The organism is Mycolicibacterium sp. 624, from assembly GCF_040548615.1.
GTDB lineage: Bacteria > Actinomycetota > Actinomycetes > Mycobacteriales > Mycobacteriaceae > Mycobacterium.
Genome location: NZ_JBEPRZ010000008.1, coordinates 67,721 through 87,941 on the forward strand (window position 1 = coordinate 67,721; position 20,221 = coordinate 87,941).

Consider the following 20,221-nt stretch of genomic DNA (forward strand, 5'->3'; position numbering starts at 1 on the left):
GACGGAGTCTCACACGACGGCCAGGGGCAGGGTTCCGGGTCTCACCGGCGCCGGCAGATCGGACTCCCCCATCAAGAAGGCGTCGACGGCGTGCGCCGCGCTGCGGCCCTCCGCGATGGCCCACACGATGAGCGACGCGCCCCGATGCGCGTCACCACAGACGAAGACTCCGGGCGCACTGGTCTGCCAGTCCGACCCGCACGGCAATGCCCCACGCCCGTTGAGTGCCAGCCCGAGGTCATCGAGCAGCCTCATGTGCTCGACGCCCTCGAATCCGATGGCCAGCAGAGCCAGGTCGCACGGAATCTCCATCGGGTCCCCCACCGGTGTGATGGACCTGCGCCCGTCGGCGTCGCGTTCGACGCGAACTTCCGCGATCTCCATCGCGGCCACGTTGCCCGAGGCGTCACCGATGAACCGCTGCACGGCGACCTCATAGCGACGGGCACCACCCTCGGCATGCGCGGGCGACATGCGCAGCACCATCGGCCACGTCGGCCACGGGGACAGCGTGTCGTCGCGCTGTTCGGGCGGTTCGGCGTTGTAGTCGAGCTGGGTGACCGACACCGCACCCTGGCGATGCGCCGTGCCCAGGCAGTCCGCCCCCGTGTCACCGCCACCGATGATCACGACGTGCTTGCCCTCGGCGGACACATCGGAGTGCCCGTCGCCCTCGCACTCGCGGTTGGCGAGCACCAGATGTTCCATCGCCAGATGCACGCCGGCCAGCTCGCGCCCCGGCACGGCGTTGTCGCGGGCGCGCAATGCGCCCACGGCGAGCACGACCGCGTCGTGCTGTGCCCGTAGCGCCTCGACGCTGAGGTCAACCCCGACCTCACAGTCGGTGATGAATCGCGTGCCCTCGGCTCGCATCTGGGCGAGCCTCTGGTTGAGTGCGGACTTCTCCAGCTTGTACTCGGGGATCCCGTACCGCATGAGACCGCCCAGCCGATCGTCCCGCTCGTAGACGGTGACGTGGTGTCCGGCGCGGGTGAGCTGTTGTGCCGCGGCCAGTCCCGCAGGCCCCGACCCGACCACCGCCACGCTCTTGCCGGTGACGATGGCCGCCGGCGTGGGTTCGACGATGCCGTTGCGCCACGCGTGATCGGCGATGGTCTGCTCGATGCGCTTGATGGTCACGGCGCCGCCGGTCGTCTCCTCGGCGATCGACAGCACACACGCGGCCTCGCACGGTGCCGGGCACAGCCTGCCGGTGAACTCAGGGAAGTTGTTGGTGGCGTGCAGCCGCTCGCTGGCCGCGTCCCACCGGCCACGCCGCACCAGATCGTTCCACTCGGGGATCAGGTTGCCCAGCGGGCAGCCCGCAGAACCCGAGTGGCAGAACGGAATACCACAGTCCATGCACCGGCGGGCCTGCTGCGAGACCTCATCGGCCCGCTCGTAGGGATCCTGACGTTCGTAGACCTCCCGCCAGTCCCCGACGCGTTCGTCGACCGGCCGCTTGGCCGCATCAACCTTGGGTACCCGCAGAAATCCCATTGGGTCAGCCACGACTGGCCTCCATGATCGCAGTGTCGACGTCTCGGCCCTCGGCCTTCGCCATCCTGGTCGCCGCGAGCACCCGCTGGTAGTCGGTCGGCATGATCTTCGTGAACTGCGCACTGCGCCTTGGCCAGTCCGACAGCAGTGACCCCGCGACGGTGCTCCCCGTGAACTTCGCGTGCCGCGAGACGACGCCGCGCAACCAGGACAGATCCTCAGGTTCCAGGCGCTGCAGCTCCACCATCTCGAGGTTCACCTGCGCCGGGTCGAGCCCCAGGACGAAGGCGATGCCGCCCGACATCCCCGCAGCCATGTTCCGGCCCGTCGCGCCAAGCACCACGACGCGTCCAGCGGTCATGTACTCGCAGGCGTGGTCACCCACCCCCTCGACGACCGCCAGCGCCCCGGAGTTGCGGGCGCAGAACCTCTCACCCACGCGGCCCCGCAGGAACACCTCTCCCGAGGTGGCGCCGAACAGCAGGGTGTTACCCGCGATGACGTTGTCCTCCGGCAGGAACAGCACGTCGTCGTCGGGGCGAGCGATCACCCGGCCACCCGAGAGCCCCTTGCCGACATAGTCGTTGGCGTCGCCGACAAGGTCGAGCGTGACGCCAGGCGGCAGGAAGGCGCCCAGCGACTGGCCCGCCGATCCGGTGAGGGTGACGTGAATGGCGTCCTCGGGCAGGCCCTGGGCGCCGTAGCGGCGAGTGACCTCCGCGCCCAGCAGCGTGCCGACGGTGCGGTTGACGTTGCGCACCGGCACCTCGAGGCGCACGGGATGGGCGTCCTCGAGCGCACCCTCGGCCAGCGCGATCATGGTCTGGTCGAGTGCGTGCTCGAGACCATGGTCCTGGTCACGCAGCCTGCGCCGCTGCGTCAGCTTGGCGCCGTGCGCATCGGTGGGAACCGCGAAGATCGGGCTGAGGTCCAGGCCGCGGCTCTTCCAGTGCGCGACACCCGGAGCCGTGTCGAGCACATCGACCCGTCCGACCGCCTCGTCAATGCTTCGGAAGCCCAACTCGGCAAGGTATTTGCGAACATCCTCGGCGATGAACCGGAAGAAGCTCTCCACGAACTCGGGCTTGCCGTTGAAACGCGCCCGCAGCTCCGGGTTCTGAGTCGCCACACCCACCGGACAGGTGTCGAGGTGACAGACCCGCATCATGATGCACCCGGCGACCACCAGCGGCGCGGTGGCGAACCCGTACTCCTCGGCACCCAGCAGCGCGGCGACGATCACGTCGCGGGCGGTGCGCATACCGCCGTCACACTGCACCGTGATGCGATCACGAAGACCGTTGAGCACCAACGTCTGCTGCGTGTCGGCCAACCCGATCTCCCACGGCGCCCCCGCGTGCTTGAGCGACGTCAGCGGAGCAGCGCCGGTCCCGCCGTCGTATCCGGAGATCAGCACGACATCGGCGTGCGCCTTGGACACCCCCGCCGCCACGGTTCCGACCCCCACCGAACTCACCAGCTTGACGTGGATCCGGGCCTGCGAGTTGGCGTTCTTCAGATCGTGGATCAGCTGCGCGAGGTCCTCGATCGAATAGATGTCGTGGTGCGGCGGCGGTGAGATCAGGCCAACACCAGGCGTCGAGTGCCGCGTCTTCGCGATGTTCGGGTACACCTTGTATCCCGGCAGCTGACCACCCTCACCGGGCTTGGCGCCCTGAGCCATCTTGATCTGGATATCGCTGGCATTGACGAGGTAGTCACTGGTGACGCCGAATCGGCCGGATGCGACCTGCTTGACCGCACTACGCCGACGCGGGTCATAGAGCCGGTCGACATCCTCGCCGCCCTCCCCGCAGTTCGACCGGCCACCGAGCGCATTCATCGCGATCGCCATGGTTTCGTGCGCCTCGGCGGAGATGGACCCGTAACTCATTGCGCCGGTGTTGAACCGGGTCAGGATGGACTCGGCTGACTCCACCTCGGCCAGCGGCACCGGCGGGCGCACGCCAGACTTCAGTTCGAAAAGGCCGCGCAGCACCCCACCCTCGCGAGCCAGCCGGTTGACCTCCTCGGAGTACTTCTCGAACACCTCCCGACGGCCGGTTCGCGTCGAATGCTGCAGCAGGAAGACCACTTCCGGGGTGAACAGATGCAGTTCGCCCTCGCGTCGGAATGCGTACTCACCGCCGACCTCGAGCCGACGGTGCACGCGTTCGGTCGGATTCTCGGGGTAGGCGCGGCGGTGCCGCAGCTTGACCTCCTCGGCGATGACGTCGAGGCCGACCCCGCCGATTTGACTGGGTGTGCCGGTGAAGTACTCGTCGACCACATCGCGGTCCAGGCCGATGGCCTCGAAGGCCTGGGCTCCGGTGTAGGACGCGACGGTGGAGATGCCCATCTTGCTCATCACCTTCACCACGCCCTTGCCGAGCGCCTTGAGGTAGTTGCGGACGCCGGTCGACGACTCGATTCCGGTGAGCTCACCCTCGCGAACCAGATCCTCGATCGACTCGAAGGCCAGATAGGGGTTCACCGCCGCCGCGCCGAATCCGATCAGCATGGCGATGTGGTGCACCTCGCGGGCGTCACCGCTCTCGACCACCAGCGCGACCCTGGTGCGCTCCCTGGTGCGGACCAGGTGGTGGTGCACCGACGACACCGCCAGCAGCGACGGGATCGGCGCCTTGGTGTGGTCGGAGTCGCGATCGGAGATGACCAACGTCCTGGCCCCCCGCGCGATCGCCGCGCTGGCCCGGACGCGCAGCTCCTCCAGCGCCTCGGCGAGACCCTCACCGCCACGCTCCACGTCATAGAGCGCACGCAGCACCTTTGTCTTGAGACCGGGCTGCTCACCGTCGTCATTGATGTGGACGATCTTGTTGAGTTCGTCATTGTCCAGAACCGGCCTGCTCAACACGATCTGGCGACACGACGCCGCCGACGGTTCCAGCAGGTTCTGCTCGGGACCCATGACGCGTGCCATCGACGTCACGACCTCTTCGCGGATGGCGTCCAGCGGCGGGTTCGTGACCTGAGCGAAGAGTTCGACGAAGTAGTCGTAGAGAAGCCGCGACCGCTGTGAGAGCACCGCGACTGGGGTGTCGGTGCCCATGGATCCCAGCGGTTCGGCACCGGAGGCTGCCATCGGCGTCAGCATGATCCGCAGCTCCTCCTCGGTGTAGCCGAAGGAGATCTGCCTGCGCACGACGGATTCGTGGTTGGGTCGCACGCGCGCCCGGTCGGGCAGTGTCTTGAGGTCGAGAAGACCGGCGTGCAGCCACTCGCCGTAGGCCTCCGCGGCGGCCAGTTGGTCTTTGACCTCGTCATCGGACACGATCCGGCCCGCGGCCGTGTCGATGAGGAACATCCTGCCCGGTTCCAGGCGGCCCTTGGCCACGATCTCGGCCGACGGTACGTCCAACACACCGCTCTCGCTGGCCAGGATGATCCGGTCGTCGATCGTGCGCCACCAGCGTCCGGGGCGTAACCCGTTGCGGTCCAAGACCGCTCCGACCACCGAGCCGTCCGTGAAGGTCACACACGCAGGTCCGTCCCACGGCTCCATAAGCGAGGCGTGGAACTGCCAGAACGCCCTGCGCCGCGGATCCATCGTGGTGTTGTTCTCCCACGCCTCCGGGATCATCATCATCACGGCATGCGGCAGGCTCCGCCCACCGAGGTGCAACAGTTCCAGCACCTCGTCGAAGGTCGCGGAGTCCGACGCTCCGGGCGTACAGACGGGTGAGAGCCTGCTCAGGTCGCCGGGGATGCGGGCGCTCGCCAGTGTCGCCTCGCGTGCACGCATACGGTTGCGGTTACCGCGCACGGTGTTGATCTCGCCGTTGTGGGCGACGAACCGAAACGGATGGGCCAACGGCCACGAGGGGAACGTGTTGGTGGAGAACCGGCTGTGCACGATCGCAATCGCGCTGCGGCACCGTTCATCTCGGAGGTCCGGGAAGAACCGGGGCAGCTGCATCGTGGTGAGCATGCCCTTGTAGGCCATGGTGCGACTGGACAGCGACGGAAAGTACACCTGGAGTTCGTCGGGACTCGCCTCTGCGCGCTTGCGCAGCGGATAGACCCGACGGTCCAGGTCGATTCCACCGGGCCTGACGCCGTCGAGTTCCGGTGCGGTGACGAACAACTGGGACATGTGGGGCAGACAGCCGAGCGCCGTGTCACCGACCTGAGCACCGTCTGGATCGATCGGGACCTCACGCCACCCGAGGACCTCAAGTCCCTCCTCCGCCGCGATCTGGTCGATGCGCTCGCGTGCCGCGATCCGCGTGACGGGATCGATTGGCAGGAAGCAGATTCCGGCAGCGAAAGTGTTTGAGCCGTCCGGTGCGGACTCGGGCAACGCGAAGTCGACGACGTCGCGCAGCAGTTCGATGGGCAGCTGCAGCAGGATGCCGGCCCCGTCACCGCTGTTGGGCTCGGCGCCTGCCGCGCCGCGATGTTCGAGGTGCTCGAGCGCGGTCAGTCCATCGGCGACGATGGAATGCGAACGACGCCCCTGAATGTCGACGATCATGGCGACACCGCACGAGTCCGACTCGTGCTCGGGATCGTAGAGACCCTGTGTTTCGGGCAATGCCGAGAACAGCATTGGACGTACCTCCGCAGTCCGGAAAAGTTCTTTCCGGGACTTCACCGGCCCGAAGGCCGATTGTATCAGCGGGGCTGCGGGGTCACCCTCCGACGAAGGTCGGCACCAGCGGGAAGCGCGGCCAGTTCCGCACGACCGTCCACACGATGACCGCACCGACCAGCGTCACCACCGCCGATCGCGGCATCAGCGGTCGTCCCAGCCGCCACCGCACCACCAGCCAGAGGACCAGCATCGGGATGCCGACGAGCGCGAAGACGTTGTCCGTCACCGCCGCGGAGATGTCGCCGGTGAGCACGTCGTGGGTCATGCGGATGCCGCCACATCCCGGGCAGTACCACCCCGTCAGCGCGTAGAAGGGACAGAGGGGGAACAGGAATCCGGGTCGGTGCGGGTCGGCCAGACCGATGTAGGTCAGCCCGCCCGCGAGCAGCGCACCGGCGCCCAGCGCGGAAGCGACCCGTCTCGGGTTGGCAGTGACGCTAGGTGCCATCGCGGAGCGGACGCCCCTGTGGGTCACGGACCTTGTCGGTCAGGATCAACACGGCATCGACGATGCCCCAGATGAATGCGCCGATACCGCACGTGACGAGGCCGACGACGAGCTGAAGGATGCCGAGGCCCACCTGCCCGAGGTACATGCGGCCTATCCCGACCAGCCCGAGCAAGCCGAGCAGCTGCAGGAGCCCCGCGACGATCTTCGACTTCTCCGAGAACGGCTCGCCAGTCATTGGATGTCTGCCGTACGGCGCCGTCGGGTCGTAGTACGCGCCGGGGGGCGGCGGGTACTGCGTCGGGTAGCCCTGAGGCGGATAGCCCTGGGGCGGAGGGGGCGGCGGCATGGACGACGCGGTCCAGTCCTCCCGGCCGCCGGACTGCGGTTCGGTCATGACATTCAGCATGCCAGAACCAAGGCCGGGTCAGTGCGACCGCAGGCGTTATCCCCTGCGGCGCCACCACCGGCGACGCGGTTCTTCGGCCTCGACCGCTGGCGTAACGGTCTCGGCGGCAGGCGCGTCGGCGTCGGTCGCGTCGGTGGCCTCATCTGCCACTTCCTCGGCGAGCGACTCCGCCTCCTGCTCACCCTCGACAGCAGCCTCATGCACCTCGGCAGCGTCACCCTCAGCCGCGACAACCTCATCCGCATCCACCGAACCCAGACCCTCCTCGGGCGCAGGCTCCTCAGCAGGCTCGGTCTCGGACTCGGGTTCGGTCTCGTCGGCGACAGCTTCGTCAGACTCGTCGGACTCGGCGTCGGCCTCAGCAGCCACGTCCTCAACCAGCGACTCCCCCTCCTGCTCACCCTCGACAGCAGCCTCATGCACCTCGGCAACGTCATCCTGAGCCGCAACAACCTCATCCGCATCCACCGAACCCAGACCCTCCTCGGGCGCAGGCTCCTCAGCAGGCTCGGTCTCGGTCTCGGGTTCGGTCTCGGTCTCGGCGTCGGTATCGGCGTCGGTATCGGTCTCAGCGGCGACAGCTTCGTCGGACTCGGTGTCGGACTCAGCAGCGACGTCCTCAGCCAGCGACTCCGCCTCCTGCTCACCCTCGACAGCAGCCTCGCGCACCTCGGCCACATCACCCTCAGCCGCAACAACCTCATCCGCATCCACCGAACCCAGACCCTCCTCGGGCGCAGGCTCCTCAGCAGGCTCGGTCTCGGTCTCGTCGGCGGCAGCTTCGTCAGACTCGTCGGACTCGGCGTCGGCCTCAGCAGCCACGTCCTCAGCCAGCGACTCCGCCTCCTGCTCACCCTCGACAGCAGCCTCGCGCACCTCGGCCACATCACCCTCAGCCGCAACAACCTCATCGGCATCCACCGAGCCCAGCCCTTCCTCGGGCGCAGGCTCCTCGGCAGGTTCGCCCGAGTCAGCCTCAGCCTCAGCCTCAGGTTCAACCTCAGCCTCGAGCGCCTCGGCTACCTCGGTGCCCTCAACGGCAACGGCGGATGCCTCGGATTCGTCATCGGACTCGGCGAGTTCAGCGGGTTCGGCTTCGTCGGCGGCCTCGGCCTCCTCAGCCTCGTCCTCGGCAACGTCGTCCGCGTCATCCAGAGCGACGTCGGGTTCGAGCGACTCGGCGTCGATCTCCTCGGCTTCCGACTCGTGCTCGGCAGCCTCGTCCTCGGCACCGGCCACCTTGGCCGCAGCGACGATTCCGCTGGTCGCGGCGACGGCAACGAGTTCCTCGCCCACCTCGTCGAGAAGCGATTCGTCGTAGTCGTGGCCCTTGAGCGTCGCGGGATCCTCGCGACCCTTTGGCGCGAGCATGATGTAGACCACCGCGCCAATGAAGACGAACGTGGACGTGAATGTGTTGACTCGGATCCCGGTCTCGGCGATCGTCGTCGCGTAGTCGCTGCGCATCAGTTCGATCCAGAACCGGCCCATGCAGTAGCCCGCGACGTAGAGCGCGAACAACCTGCCATGGCCGATCTTGAAGCGCCGATCCACCCAGATCAACACTGCGAAGACCAGCAGGTTCCAGAGCAGCTCATAGAGGAACGTCGGATGGACGACCTCGATCAGCCGGCCCGTCGACACCCCGTTGAGCGAGTCGAGCGCACCGGCGGCATTGCGACGCTCATAGATCTCGAGGCCCCACGGCACGGTCGTGGCCTGGCCGAAGAGTTCCTGATTGAAGTAGTTGCCCAGTCGTCCGATCGCCTGCGCGAGCACGATGCCCGGCGCGATGGCATCTCCGAAGGCAGGCAACGGGATTCCCCGCCTTCGGCACGCGATCCATGCGCCAACACCTCCGAGCGCGACCGCACCCCAGATGCCGAGGCCACCGTCCCAGATGCGCAGTGCCGCACCAAAACCCTTGCCGTCGGCGCCGAAGTAGGTCGTCCAATCGGTGATGACGTGGTACAGCCGGCCGCCGAGCAGGCCGAACGGCACCGCCCACAGCGCGATGTCGTAGATGACGCCCTGCTCGCCACCGCGAGCCACCCAGCGCCGGTCCCCGATGATCAGGGCTGCGACGATGCCGACCAGGATGCAGAGCGCGTACGCGCGAATCGGTACCGGCCCGAGATGCCACACGCCCTGTGCCGGGCTGGGAAGATACGCCAGTACCGTTGCGGTCACGCTGTAATCCTCTGTCGCACTCCGTCGGCCAGTTCTTCTGTCAATGCCCTCAACGTGGCGAGACCCTCCTCGAGGGCCGACACCAGCGCCGACCCCACGATGACGCCGTCCGCGTAGGCGCCGATCTCAGCGGCCTGGTCGCGCGAGCGCACGCCCAACCCGACACCGACCGGGATATCCGAGATGGCCTTGACGCGGCTCACCAACTCCGGTGCCGCATTCGAGACGGCATCACGTGCACCGGTGACGCCCATCGTCGATGCCGCGTAGACGAATCCGCGTGACGCGTCCACCGTCGCGGCCAACCGCTCCGGCGTGGAGGACGGCGCCACCAGGAAGATGCGGTCCAGGTTGTGCTCGTCGGAGGCCCGAATCCACTCCTCGGCCTCGTCGGGGATCAGGTCAGGCGTGATGAGGCCGAGGCCACCGGCCGAGGCCAGGTCGCGGGCGAAGGCTTCGACCCCCCACTTGAGCACGGGGTTCCAGTACGTCATCACGACCGCACTGCCACCGGCGCTGCTGATCGCCTCGACGGCCTTCAGGGCGTCACGAACTCGCACCCCGCCGCGCAGCGCGGCCTCGGTGGCCGCCGCGATGGTCGGGCCGTCCATTCCGGGATCGGAGTAGGCGACTCCGACCTCGACGATGTCGCAGCCCGCCTGGGTCATCGCCACCATCGCGTCGATCGACGTCGCGACATCGGGGTACCCCGTCGGCAGGTACCCGATGAGTGCCGAGCGGTTCTCCGCGCGGCATGTCGAGAACAGACCGGACAGCCGACTCGTCGTCATTCGGTCTCATCCTGTTCGTCGAGAAGTCCGAACCAACTCGCCGCGGTCTCGACGTCCTTGTCGCCGCGGCCCGAGAGGTTGACCAGAACGATCGCGCCGGGGCCGAGTTCGACACCGAGCTTCAACGCCCCCGCCACTGCGTGCGCGGACTCGATCGCCGGGATGATTCCCTCGGTGCGACACAACAGCGCGAACGCGTCCATCGCCTCGGTGTCGGTGATCGGCTCGTACTGGGCACGGCCGATGTCCTTGAGGTATGCGTGCTCGGGACCGACCCCGGGATAGTCCAAACCCGCTGAGATCGAATGCGATTCGATGGTCTGACCGTCGTCGTCCTGAAGCAGGTAGGAGAACGAGCCCTGGAACGCCCCGGGCGAGCCGCCGGTGAACGTGGCCGCGTGCCTGCCTGTCTCGACGCCGTCACCGGCCGCCTCGTAGCCGACAAGTCGAACCCCGGGATCGTCGATGAACGCGTGAAAGATGCCAATCGCGTTCGATCCGCCACCAACACAGGCGGTCACCGCGTCCGGGAGACGGCCGGCTTGATGCTGGATCTGAGCACGGGCCTCCAGACCGATGACGCGTTGAAAGTCGCGGACCATCGTCGGGAAGGGGTGCGGTCCGGCCGCGGTTCCGAAGCAGTAGTAGGTGGCGTCGGCGTTGGTCACCCAGTCACGGAACGCCTCGTTGATGGCGTCCTTGAGGGTCTTGGACCCCGACTCGACGGAGACCACGCGGGCACCGAGCAGCCGCATCCGGGCCACGTTGAGGGCCTGGCGCGCGGTGTCGACCGCACCCATGTAGACCACGCAGTCCAGACCGAGCAGCGCACACGCCGTCGCGGTCGCCACGCCGTGCTGCCCAGCGCCGGTCTCGGCGATAACGCGCGTCTTGCCCATCTGCTTGGCCAGCAGGGCCTGACCCAGCACGTTGTTGATCTTGTGAGATCCCGTGTGGTTGAGGTCTTCTCGCTTCAGGAACAGTCGGGCTCCGCCTGCGTGCTCACTGAGCCGGGTGGCCTCATACAGCGGCGAGGGCCGCCCGGTGTAGTGGCACTGCAGGCGGTCCAGCTCATCGAGGAACGTCTGATCGGTCCGCGCCTTCTCATAGGCGGCGGTGACCTCCTCGATCACCGCCATCAAGGCTTCGGCGACCAACCGTCCGCCGTACGCGCCGAAATGACCCCGCTGATCGGGGTCGTGGACGGTGGGTTCGGCCACGGCTGCACTGGATCGCGGCAGCTTGGGACCGGCTAGATCAGCCATTTTCTCTTCTCTTTGCGCACGCGGCTCATCGCCCCGTTCCGCTCTTCACGCAAGCCGTACATCGCCAGCGTCGGCGTCAGCGGGCGGGTTTGGGGCAGGACGGGTGGGTACCGGCGGTGACGAGGTCCGCGACAGCACTGCGCGGATCGCCGCTGGTCACCAGGCCCTCACCGACGAGGACGGCATCGGCGCCCGCTCCGGCGTAGGCCAACAGATCCGCGGTACCGCGGACGCCGGACTCGGCGACTCGGATCACGTTCGACGGAAGCCCGGGGGCGATCCGTGCAAAGCAGTCCCGGTCGACCTCGAGGGTCTTGAGATTTCTTGCATTGACGCCGATCACGCGGGCACCGGCCTGCAGTGCGCGGTCGGCCTCCTCCTCGGTGTGCACCTCCACGAGAGGAGTCATGCCGAGTGACTCGGTGCGATCGATCATCGACACCAGAACCGACTGCTCCAGCGCGGCGACGATCAGCAGCACCATGTCCGCGCCATGCGCACGCGCCTCGTGGATCTGGTACGGCCCGATGATGAAGTCCTTGCGCAGCACCGGAATCGACACTGCCGCCCGTACCGCGTCGAGGTCGTCGAGCGAACCGTTGAAACGGCGCTCTTCGGTCAGCACGCTGATAACCCGTGCGCCGCCGGACTCATAGGCACGCGCGAGTTCGGCGGGGTCGGAGATGGACGCCAGTGCGCCGCGAGACGGACTGGCCCGCTTCACCTCGGCGATGACGCCGATGCCCGGCTCGCGGAACGCCGCCAGGACGTCACGGGCTGGCGCGGTGTCCTTGGCCTTCGCCTTGACTTCGGCCAGGCTCAGTTCGGCCTCGCGGGCAGCGACGTCGGCGCGCACTCCCTCGATGATGGAGTCGAGCACATTGGCCGAACTCATGAGCCGATGTCCTTCCGAGAGTTACCAGGGCACCGGGGTGCCGCCGGATTTAGTTCTGTGTCGAAGCCTAACCGCCACCTTGGCATGTGACGTCACCGACCCTCAGTGGGCTCGACCGTCGGGTCGCGCCCCTCGTCAAGTGCATCCCAGATCATTCGTTCCGACATCCCATCCCCCGTCGTCCCGTCAACAGAACTCTCCTTCGACGCCGCCTCGCGTCTGGCCGCGGGCGCGGCGTACTTCGTCGGCGTCGCACCCGCCCGCACAGCCGCGCGCAGCAACAGCACGGCCGCGAGCAGCGTGCCTACCGCAGCAACCAGGGTAAGCACCCCACCCCAGACGTGGCGCTCGCTGCCGACCAGGTAGACGATCGGCACATCCGCCGCTGTGGCCGCGTACCCGGCGACGTCGGCCTCCACCCACAGCGATAGGCCCATGTACGCGACACCGGCGCTGACCACAGCGACGAGCAGCGCCACCACGCGTAGTGCCCATCCCCGAACGGCCAGCGGCGCCAGGGCCGCCGCCACCAGCAGCGCCGCGACCGGCACCAGCGCCGCCGCCCACGTCGCCCCCGATACCGCTGTCGTCCGCTGCGGCCCCAGTCCGTCCGCGGACTCGAGAACCACCCAGGTCATCCGCGACGCCACCCACAGGCCCGCCGCGGCGAGCACCAGCAACAGTTGCGCGATTCGGGTCATGGCTCGGTCAGCGTTCCCGCCGCGGCGATGGCGTTGAGCACCGCGCGCGCCTTGTTGGCTGCCTCGTTGTACTCGTAGGGGCCATTGGAATCGGCCACGACTCCCCCGCCCGCCTGGACGTAAGCGGTGCCATTGCGCATCAAGGCCGTCCGGATGGCGATCGCGAAGTCCGCGTTGCCCGCGAAGTCCAGATATCCGAGCACCCCGCCATAGAGCCCGCGGCGGGTCTTCTCGACCTCTTCGATGAGCTCCATGGCCCGAACCTTCGGGGCACCCGACAACGTGCCCGCCGGGAAGCAGGCCGTGACGGCGTCCAGCGCGGTCTTGTCGGCCGCGAGAGATCCGGTCACGGTCGACACCAGGTGCATGACGTGGCTGTAGCGCTCGATGTGGCTGTAGTCCTCCACCCGGACCGTTCCGGGCACGCATACGCGCCCGAGGTCGTTGCGGCCGAGATCCACCAGCATGAGGTGCTCGGCGCGCTCCTTCTCATCGTTGAGCAGGTCCTTCTCGAGGAGCACGTCCTCCTCCTCGTCGGCGCCCCGCCACCGGGTACCGGCGATCGGATGCGTCGTCGCCTTGCCGTCGATCACCGTCACCAGCGCCTCCGGGCTGGAGCCGACCACCGAGAATTCCAGTTCACCAGCAGCGTTGGGCACGTTCAGCAGGTACATGTAGGGACTCGGGTTGGACACCCGCAGCATCCGGTAGACGTCGAGGGGGTCGGCGGCGGTGTCCAACTCGAAGCGCTGCGACGGCACCACCTGGAATGCCTCACCGGCTTCGATATCGCCCACCAGCTTGTCGACGATCGCGGTGTACTCGGCCATGGTGCGCTGGGCCCGGGGCTCCGGCTCGGGCCTGCTGAATGTGGCCACGGTGGAGCGAATCGGCTCGGCCAGTGCCGCGGTCATGATGTCGAGGCGCGCCACCGCGTCGTCATAGGCCCAGTCGACGCGCTCATCGGTGCCGTTCCAGTTCACCGCGTTCGCGATGAGGGTGATGGTGCCCTCGTGGTGGTCCACGGCCGCGATGTCGGTGGCCAGCAGCAGAAGCATGTCAGGCAGCTTCAAGTCGTCAACGGCCAGTTCGGGCAGCCGCTCGAGGCGCCGCACGAAGTCGTAGGCGAAGAAACCGACAAGACCGCTCGACAACGGCGGCAGACCCGGCAGTGCGGCGGTCTCGAGCAGATCCAGCGTGCTGCGCAGCGCCTGCAACGGATCACCGCCGCTCGGGGCGTCGCGCGGGGTCACACCCAACCAGATCGCCTCGCCGTCGCGGATCGTCAACGCCGACGGTGCCCCCGCGCCGATGAACGACCAGCGCGACCACGACCGACCGTTCTCCGCGGATTCCAGGAGGAACGTTCCGGGGCGGTTGGCGGCGAGCTTGCGGTACGCCGACAGCGGCGTCTCGCTGTCGGCCAGCACCTTGCGCGTCACGGGCACGACTCGGTGCCCGGCGGCCAGCGCCCGGAAGTCCTCGCGCGACGTGGTCACGGCGAGGTCGGAACGGGGTCCGGCGGGGTGGAGCGAATCGACCGGAGGACGAGGTTGCACGGGCCAATCCTCCCAGACCGGGCGCACCCATCCCAAAATCAGCTGGGCGTAGCGTGACCTCCATGAAACGTGGCGACCGCGTCGACGAGTTCGAGCTGCCCGACCAGACAGGCACGGTGCGCAATCTGACCAGCCTGCTGGCCGACGGACCAGTGGTGCTGTTCTTCTACCCAGCGGCCATGACACCGGGCTGCACCAAGGAGGCCTGTCACTTCCGGGACCTCGCCGGCGAGTTCGCCGCTGTGGGTGCCAGCAGGGTCGGGATCAGCACGGATGCCGTGGCCAAGCAGGCAAAGTTCGCCGAGCAACAGAACTTCGACTACCCGCTGCTGTCGGACTCCGATGGTGTGGTGGCCACGAAGTTCGGCGTCAAGCGCGGGCTGCTCGGCAAGCTGATGCCGGTCAAGCGCACCACATTCGTCATCGACACCGATCGCACCGTTCTCGAGGTCATCGCGAGCGAACTCAGCATGGACAGCCACGCCGACAAGGCGCTGGAGGTTCTCAAGGCGCGTTGACGGCGCGGATCACCGCCGCCATCGAGGCGGCAGGCACCGAGTCGCTGCGCCCGCACGCCCAACCGGTCACACCGCCGGTTCGATACTCCAGGTAGCTGACCGCGGTGCTGCCGATGGACTGCTGGGTCAACCCGAGTATCTCCACGGGTCGCCCGATATCGGCCAGTGCCCGGCTCAACGCGTCCACCGGACCGATACCGCTGTGTGCGCTGCGGGTGGTGCGGCCGTCGACGCACAGGGTGATCTCGGTGTCCGTATCGCTGCCGGTGCGCCAGTCCTTCAGCTCCACCGGACCGTGGGCGTCGAAGTAGGTCGCCTCGAAGAGGTCGAACAACTCGGCTGCGGTGATCTCCTCCCCGGTGTCGTCGGCGTGCGCCTGAACGTGGCGGGCAAAGTCGATCTGGAGCCGGCGCGGCAAGTCCAGGCCGTACTCCGTGGACAGCAGATAGGCGACGCCCCCCTTGCCGGACTGCGAGTTCACCCGTATCACCGCGTCGTAGGTGCGGCCGATATCAGCCGGATCGATCGGCAAATAGGGCACTTGCCAATCGATTTCACTCTCGGATCGACCCGAGTCGACTGCGCGGGCGCGGTGCTCGGCCAGACCCTTCTTGATGGCATCCTGGTGAGTGCCGGAGAACGCCGTGTGCACCAGATCACCGACGTAGGGGTGCCGCTCGTGGATCGGCATGCGAGTGCAGTGCGCGACGGTGCGGGCGATCTCGTCGATATCGGAGAAGTCGATCATCGGGTCGACGCCCTGCGCGTGCAGGTTGAGCGCCAAGGTGGCGATGTCGACGTTGCCGGTGCGTTCGCCGTTGCCGAAGACGCAGCCCTCGACGCGTTGCGCACCGGCGAGCAGCGCCAGTTCGGCGCAGGCGATGCCGGTGCCGCGGTCGTTGTGGGGGTGCACCGACAGGATCACGCTGTCGCGGTCAGACAGATTGCGGTGCATGTACTCGATCTGGTCGGCGTACACGTTCGGGGTGGCGACCTCGACCGTGGCCGGCAGATTCAGGATCACCGGGCGCTCCGCGGTGGCCTGCCAGAGACTCGTCATGGCATCACACAGCTCCAGCACGTAATCGGGTTCGGTCAGGTTGAAGACCTCCGGAGAGAACTCGAACCGGACGTTGGGCAGGTCACCGGCGAACTCCAGGACATCGCGTCCACCGGACAGGATCAACTCGCGCAGTTCCGCACGGTCCTTGCCGAGCACGGTGTTTCGCCATACCGGCGCGGTTGCGGTGTACATGTGGATGACCACCTCGTTGCTGATCCCGTGTACGGCGGCCACGGTGCGCTCGATGAGGTCGCGGCGGGCCGGGGTGAACACGACGATGGCGACGTCCGATGGGGCGATATCGGTTTCGGCCAGCAGCCGAACGAAGTCGAAATCGGTCTGCGACGCCGAGGGGTAGCCGACCTCGATCTCCTTGTAACCCATGGCGACCAGCAGCTCGAAGAACCGCCGCTTGCGCGCCGGGTCCATGGGTTCGGCCAGTGCCTGGTTGCCGTCGCGCAGGTCGACCGGAACCCACAAGGGGGCTTCGGCGATTCGCGATGTGGGCCAATGCCGTTCGGCGAGTGGCACATCCACCCGGTCATAGATGCTGGCATAGCGATGCGAGGGCATCTGGGAGTGTCGCTGCCGGTTCCACGCCGGGCCCGGGGCCTCGCCCGTGGGGGTGTCGATGGTGGGAAATGCGTTGATGCTCATGGTGTGCGCTTTCTGGTCTGCTCTTGCCTGAATTCGACCGGCGCAACAAAGCCCCACAGCAGGGGCCGGTCGGTCAGGCCCTGCTGCGGCGACTAAGCAGGAGGAAGCGCGTCATGATGCCCGAACTATACACAACTCCTCAGACAAGTAGAGTGGTGGGCATGATCGTCCAGGTACAGCGGCATCCGCTGGCAGCGCAGACGGCACAGCTGCTGCTGGCCCGCATCCGTGATGGGGAATGGCCGCTGGGTCATCGGCTCCCCGGCGAGACCACGCTGGCGGCCCAACTCGGCGTCGGCCGCTCCACCCTGCGCGAGGCCATCCGCGAGCTCGCCGGCAGAGGGGTCCTCGACAGCCGACAGGGCGCCGGGGTTTTCGTCACCGCGCTGGATACCGCCGAGGACTGGGACACCGTGCTTCGGCGGTCGACCATCGCCTCAGTGATCGAGGCCCGTATCGCGATCGAGGCCGAGGCTGCAGCGCTGGCTGCGACCCGACGGACCCCCGACGATCTGCGCGCGATCCGTCGCACCCTGGCCGCCCGCGGCGCACTCGGCCAGTCGGGGCCCGACCACGTGGACGCCGATATGGCGTTTCACCGCGCCGTGATCTCCGCGGCCCACAACGATGTGCTGATCCAATTGTTCGACGCGTTCCTGCCGCGGCTGCGGCTGGCGATGATCGACATGCTCAAGATTCGACCGATCGAGTCAGAGCCGTGCGACCACGCCCTGCATCAGCAGCTGGCCGACGCGATCATCGCCCGCAACCCCGCTGCCGCAGCGGCGTCGAGCAGAACTCATCTGACCAAGCTGAAGGAGGGCTTTTCGTGAACGCGGTTCTCGAGCTGACCGATGTCACATTCCGCCGCGACGGCAAGCAGATCATCGGCGGCATCTCACTCACCGTGGGCGCCGGCGAGCACTGGGCGCTGCTCGGCCCCAACGGCGCGGGAAAGAGCACGCTGCTGGGATTTTGTGCGGCCGTGGTGTTTCCGACGTCGGGCATGGTGCGGGTGCTGGGCGAGCAGATGGGCCACGTGGAGTTGGCCCAGCTACGGCACTCCATCGGGCACGTGAATCCGCGTCATCGACTGCAGTCCTCGCTGACGATCCGTGAGGTCGCGTTGACCGGCATCACCGCGACGATCGACCTGCCGATGCGCTGGACGCCCAGCCCCGACGAACTCGACCGCGCCGACGCCATGCTCGCCTCAGTCGGCCTGGCGCACAAGGCCGATGACCGATGGCCGACCCTGTCCCAGGGCGAACGGGGACGCACACTGATCGCCCGGGCGCTGATCTCGGAGCCTCGACTGCTGCTACTCGACGAGCCGACCACCGGGCTCGATGTCGCTGCCCGCGAACAGCTTCTGGAGACGATGGACTCGCTGGATCAGACGCACCCCGACGTAGCGTCCATCCTGGTCACCCATCACCTCGAGGAGCTGCCGACCACAACGACGCACGCACTGCTGATCGCCGAGGGTCGCACCGTGGCGGCGGGGGCCGCCCACGACGTCGTCACCACCGACAACGTCAGCGCGGCGTTCGATCACCCGGTGCAGGTCGGCTTCTCCGACGGCAGGTGGACAGCCCGCGCCAAGGCCAGCCGCTTCGGGGTCTGACCCGCCAGCTGGCAGGTCAGCGCGACGACGCAGCGCGGTGTCGGCGGACGGCATCGCGGTTGGCGCAGCTGTGGCTGCAGTACCTCTGCGTGCCTGGCCGACTGAAGTCGACCAGGGCGTTGGCGCAGTCCGTGCGCGCGCACCGGCGGATGCGATGCATCCCCCGATCAGTGAGGTATTGGGCGGCGGCAGCGGTGGTGGCACCGGCAAGGGTCGCCGCGAAACCCGCGTCCGGGTCGCGGTAGTGCAGGTGCCAGCCGCTGCCGTCGTGGTCGGTGATGGACGGGCTCGCGGTGAAGCGATCCAGCAGGTCGTTGAGCACTCTCACCCGCTCGTGTTCGGTGCCGGCGTCGACGACGTCCTCCCACCCGAGTAGGAACTCGCGCACCCCTCGTAGGTCGTCGGTGGTGGCGTGACGTTGCGCAGGCATGCCCCGTGAGGTCCATCGGTCCTCCAGGTCGGCCGGCGTCGACGCGGGTCGATTGAGCAAATCGGTCACGTTCTGCAGCAGCGGCTCGATGTAAGGGTTTACACGCACAAGGTCATTACATCACCGTGGCGTCATGCCGTCGAACCCCCACGAATCCGTTGGTGCTGGCCGCATCGCCGCTAGCGAGCCCACCGATTGGCGCCCGCTGCTGGCGTGTTGTCTGGCGACATTCGTGTTGCTTGCCTACACCACCATCGTGACGGTCAGCGCCGCAACCATCGCTGACGACCTCGGCGCCGGATTCGCGTTATCCCAGTGGATCATCGACGTCTACACCCTCGGGCTGGCGGCCCTCGTGTTGGCCATGGGGACTCTTGGAGACCGCCTCGGCCACCGGCGGCTCTTCCTGACCGGCCTTGTCGCGTTCTGTGCGGCGTCGGTGGCGTGTGCGGTGGCAACTTCAGGCGGCATGCTCGCTGTGGCGCGCGCGGCTCAAGGCATCGGTGGCGCGGCGATCTTCGCCACCGCCGTACCTCTGCTGACGCAGTGCTACACGGGGCGCACCCGCGGGATCGCGTTCGCGGTGTGGGGTGCGGTCGCCGGCGCCGGCAGCACCGTCGGCACCATCGCGGGCGGCGCCGTCACACAATTCGTCTCGTGGCGCTGGCTGTTTCTCGGAGCCTTGCCGGTGTGCGCGCTCGCCGTGGCGATCGGTTCGATCTCGTTGGCGCGGGAGCGCCCACGCCGAGTACGCGTGGACGTCCTGGGAACAACGCTCGTCACCACGGCGATGGGCGGGACCACCTACGCCGTGATCAACGGCGGTGAAAACGGCTGGATGTCACCAGGAACCATCGGTGGCGGTGTGGTGGCCTTGGCATCGATCTGTTCGTTCGTCCCATCCCAACGCCGCGCTGTCCATCCGGCGCTGCCCCCGAGCCTGTTCGCCACTCGCGAGTTCACAGCCGTTCTCCTCGTCGGATTCGCCTACTACTTCGCTGCTTTCGCGGCACTGCCGGTGCTGGCGCGGTGGCTGCAGACCGAGCAGGCGATGAGCCCACTGCGGGCCGCCTTAGTCCTCACCATTCAGCTCGTTGCCTTCATCCTGGTGTCGCTGATGGTCAGCGCTCGGCTTCACGACGCACCCCGCAGCTGGGTGCTCGGCGGAGGAACGCTGCTGACGGGCCTGGCATGTCTCACCGGCGCCGCCCTTTTGGCGTGGCCGGACTGGACGACCGTGATCGCCATGCTTGCGGTGACGGGCATTGGTGCTGGCATCGTGTCCCCCGTCCTGCCTGCGGTGGCCGCGGCATCGGTGCCGCCAGCGCGTGCGGGAACTGCCGCCGCAGCAGCCAATGCCGCCCGCCAACTCGGGCTGACCATCGGCATCGCACTATGCGGCGCCCTCAGCCAGACCGCCCACGTGAGCGGCAGCACGACCGGCGGCGTGGTCACTGCGCTGATCGCCTGCGGCGCCGTCGCACTCTGCGGCGGTGCGATCAGCGCCGTATTGCTCCGCCCAGTGGAAGCGGTGACAGCGTGACGGGACT

16 protein-coding genes are annotated in these 20,221 nt (G+C 67.7%); 4 read left to right on the top strand and 12 right to left on the bottom strand.

All coding sequences use genetic code 11. From position 1 onward, the window contains the following. Window positions 1-9: 9 nt before the first annotated feature. The 10 genes from ABIA65_RS27045 to ABIA65_RS27090 form a co-directional block, all read right to left on the bottom strand. On the bottom strand, window positions 10-1,512 hold the full coding sequence (locus ABIA65_RS27045; protein WP_354525476.1) for a glutamate synthase subunit beta: 1,503 nt from the start codon (window positions 1,510-1,512) through the stop codon (window positions 10-12). After that, window positions 1,505-6,073: a glutamate synthase large subunit gene (gene gltB / locus ABIA65_RS27050; RefSeq protein ID WP_354525477.1), complete on the bottom strand. Its 4,569-nt coding sequence runs from the start codon at window positions 6,071-6,073 to the stop codon at window positions 1,505-1,507. Before gltB ends, ABIA65_RS27045 begins: the two co-directional genes overlap by 8 nt. Window positions 6,074-6,155: 82 nt before the next feature. Then, window positions 6,156-6,566: a DUF2752 domain-containing protein gene (locus ABIA65_RS27055; protein ID WP_354525478.1), complete on the bottom strand. Its 411-nt coding sequence runs from the start codon at window positions 6,564-6,566 to the stop codon at window positions 6,156-6,158. Beyond that, complete coding sequence (locus ABIA65_RS27060; RefSeq protein ID WP_371747037.1) at window positions 6,556-6,963, bottom strand: NINE protein; 408 nt, start codon at window positions 6,961-6,963, stop codon at window positions 6,556-6,558. The genes ABIA65_RS27055 and ABIA65_RS27060 overlap by 11 nt, the downstream gene beginning before the upstream one ends. 48 nt (window positions 6,964-7,011) lie before the next feature. Beyond that, window positions 7,012-9,165, bottom strand: a complete 2,154-nt coding sequence (gene lgt / locus ABIA65_RS27065; RefSeq protein ID WP_354525479.1) for a prolipoprotein diacylglyceryl transferase — start codon at window positions 9,163-9,165, stop codon at window positions 7,012-7,014. Continuing rightward, a complete protein-coding gene (trpA, locus tag ABIA65_RS27070; RefSeq protein ID WP_354525480.1) occupies window positions 9,162-9,956 on the bottom strand; it encodes a tryptophan synthase subunit alpha in 795 nt (264 codons plus the stop codon). Before trpA ends, lgt begins: the two co-directional genes overlap by 4 nt. After that, window positions 9,953-11,221, bottom strand: a complete 1,269-nt coding sequence (trpB, locus tag ABIA65_RS27075; protein WP_241404929.1) for a tryptophan synthase subunit beta — start codon at window positions 11,219-11,221, stop codon at window positions 9,953-9,955. The genes trpA and trpB overlap by 4 nt, the downstream gene beginning before the upstream one ends. Window positions 11,222-11,297: 76 nt before the next feature. Next, window positions 11,298-12,116 (bottom strand): indole-3-glycerol phosphate synthase TrpC, encoded by an 819-nt coding sequence (trpC, locus tag ABIA65_RS27080; protein ID WP_241404928.1) that lies wholly within the window; start codon window positions 12,114-12,116, stop codon window positions 11,298-11,300. Window positions 12,117-12,208: 92 nt separating this feature from the next. Next, a complete protein-coding gene (locus tag ABIA65_RS27085) occupies window positions 12,209-12,817 on the bottom strand; it encodes a TIGR02234 family membrane protein (RefSeq protein ID WP_241404927.1) in 609 nt (202 codons plus the stop codon). Continuing rightward, window positions 12,814-14,376, bottom strand: coding sequence for an anthranilate synthase component I (locus tag ABIA65_RS27090; protein ID WP_354525481.1), 1,563 nt, complete (start codon window positions 14,374-14,376; stop codon window positions 12,814-12,816). Before ABIA65_RS27090 ends, ABIA65_RS27085 begins: the two co-directional genes overlap by 4 nt. A 62-nt stretch (window positions 14,377-14,438) precedes the next feature. Between ABIA65_RS27090 and ABIA65_RS27095 the strand changes: the two genes are divergently transcribed. Next, on the top strand, window positions 14,439-14,894 hold the full coding sequence (locus tag ABIA65_RS27095) for a peroxiredoxin (protein WP_354525482.1): 456 nt from the start codon (window positions 14,439-14,441) through the stop codon (window positions 14,892-14,894). Here ABIA65_RS27095 and ABIA65_RS27100 read toward each other — a convergent pair. Continuing rightward, window positions 14,881-16,614 (bottom strand): 2-isopropylmalate synthase, encoded by a 1,734-nt coding sequence (locus ABIA65_RS27100; RefSeq protein ID WP_354525483.1) that lies wholly within the window; start codon window positions 16,612-16,614, stop codon window positions 14,881-14,883. The genes ABIA65_RS27095 and ABIA65_RS27100 overlap by 14 nt on opposite strands. Before the next feature lie 161 nt (window positions 16,615-16,775). On the opposite strand from ABIA65_RS27100, the gene ABIA65_RS27105 reads away from it, so the two are divergent. Together ABIA65_RS27105 and ABIA65_RS27110 are read left to right on the top strand one after the other, a co-directional pair. Then, window positions 16,776-17,447 carry a FadR/GntR family transcriptional regulator gene (locus ABIA65_RS27105; protein ID WP_354525484.1) on the top strand — a complete coding sequence of 224 codons (672 nt, stop codon included), beginning with the start codon at window positions 16,776-16,778 and terminating at the stop codon, window positions 17,445-17,447. Then, window positions 17,444-18,241 carry an ABC transporter ATP-binding protein gene (locus ABIA65_RS27110; RefSeq protein ID WP_241404922.1) on the top strand — a complete coding sequence of 266 codons (798 nt, stop codon included), beginning with the start codon at window positions 17,444-17,446 and terminating at the stop codon, window positions 18,239-18,241. Before ABIA65_RS27105 ends, ABIA65_RS27110 begins: the two co-directional genes overlap by 4 nt. A 16-nt stretch (window positions 18,242-18,257) precedes the next feature. Here the strand turns inward: ABIA65_RS27110 and ABIA65_RS27115 are convergent, their stop codons facing one another. Next, entirely contained in the window at window positions 18,258-18,779 is a 522-nt protein-coding gene (locus ABIA65_RS27115; protein ID WP_354525485.1) for a CGNR zinc finger domain-containing protein, read from the bottom strand. A 25-nt stretch (window positions 18,780-18,804) separates the two neighbouring features. Here ABIA65_RS27115 and ABIA65_RS27120 point away from each other — a divergent pair, with 25 nt between their 5' ends. Further along, window positions 18,805-20,214, top strand: a complete 1,410-nt coding sequence (locus tag ABIA65_RS27120; RefSeq protein WP_354525486.1) for an MFS transporter — start codon at window positions 18,805-18,807, stop codon at window positions 20,212-20,214. Window positions 20,215-20,221: the final 7 nt, after the last annotated feature.

Coding starts and splice junctions, on each gene's coding strand:
- trpB (WP_241404929.1), bottom strand. CDS start 11,221: ATGGCTGATCTAGCCGGTCCCAAGCTGCCGCGATCCAGTGCAGCCGTG.
- ABIA65_RS27055 (WP_354525478.1), bottom strand. CDS start 6,566: ATGGCACCTAGCGTCACTGCCAACCCGAGACGGGTCGCTTCCGCGCTG.
- trpA (WP_354525480.1), bottom strand. CDS start 9,956: ATGACGACGAGTCGGCTGTCCGGTCTGTTCTCGACATGCCGCGCGGAG.
- ABIA65_RS27060 (WP_371747037.1), bottom strand. CDS start 6,963: ATGACCGAACCGCAGTCCGGCGGCCGGGAGGACTGGACCGCGTCGTCC.
- ABIA65_RS27105 (WP_354525484.1), top strand. CDS start 16,776: ATGATCGTCCAGGTACAGCGGCATCCGCTGGCAGCGCAGACGGCACAG.
- gltB (WP_354525477.1), bottom strand. CDS start 6,073: ATGCTGTTCTCGGCATTGCCCGAAACACAGGGTCTCTACGATCCCGAG.
- ABIA65_RS27095 (WP_354525482.1), top strand. CDS start 14,439: ATGAAACGTGGCGACCGCGTCGACGAGTTCGAGCTGCCCGACCAGACA.
- ABIA65_RS27120 (WP_354525486.1), top strand. CDS start 18,805: ATGCCGTCGAACCCCCACGAATCCGTTGGTGCTGGCCGCATCGCCGCT.
- trpC (WP_241404928.1), bottom strand. CDS start 12,116: ATGAGTTCGGCCAATGTGCTCGACTCCATCATCGAGGGAGTGCGCGCC.
- ABIA65_RS27085 (WP_241404927.1), bottom strand. CDS start 12,817: ATGACCCGAATCGCGCAACTGTTGCTGGTGCTCGCCGCGGCGGGCCTG.
- ABIA65_RS27100 (WP_354525483.1), bottom strand. CDS start 16,614: ATGAGCATCAACGCATTTCCCACCATCGACACCCCCACGGGCGAGGCC.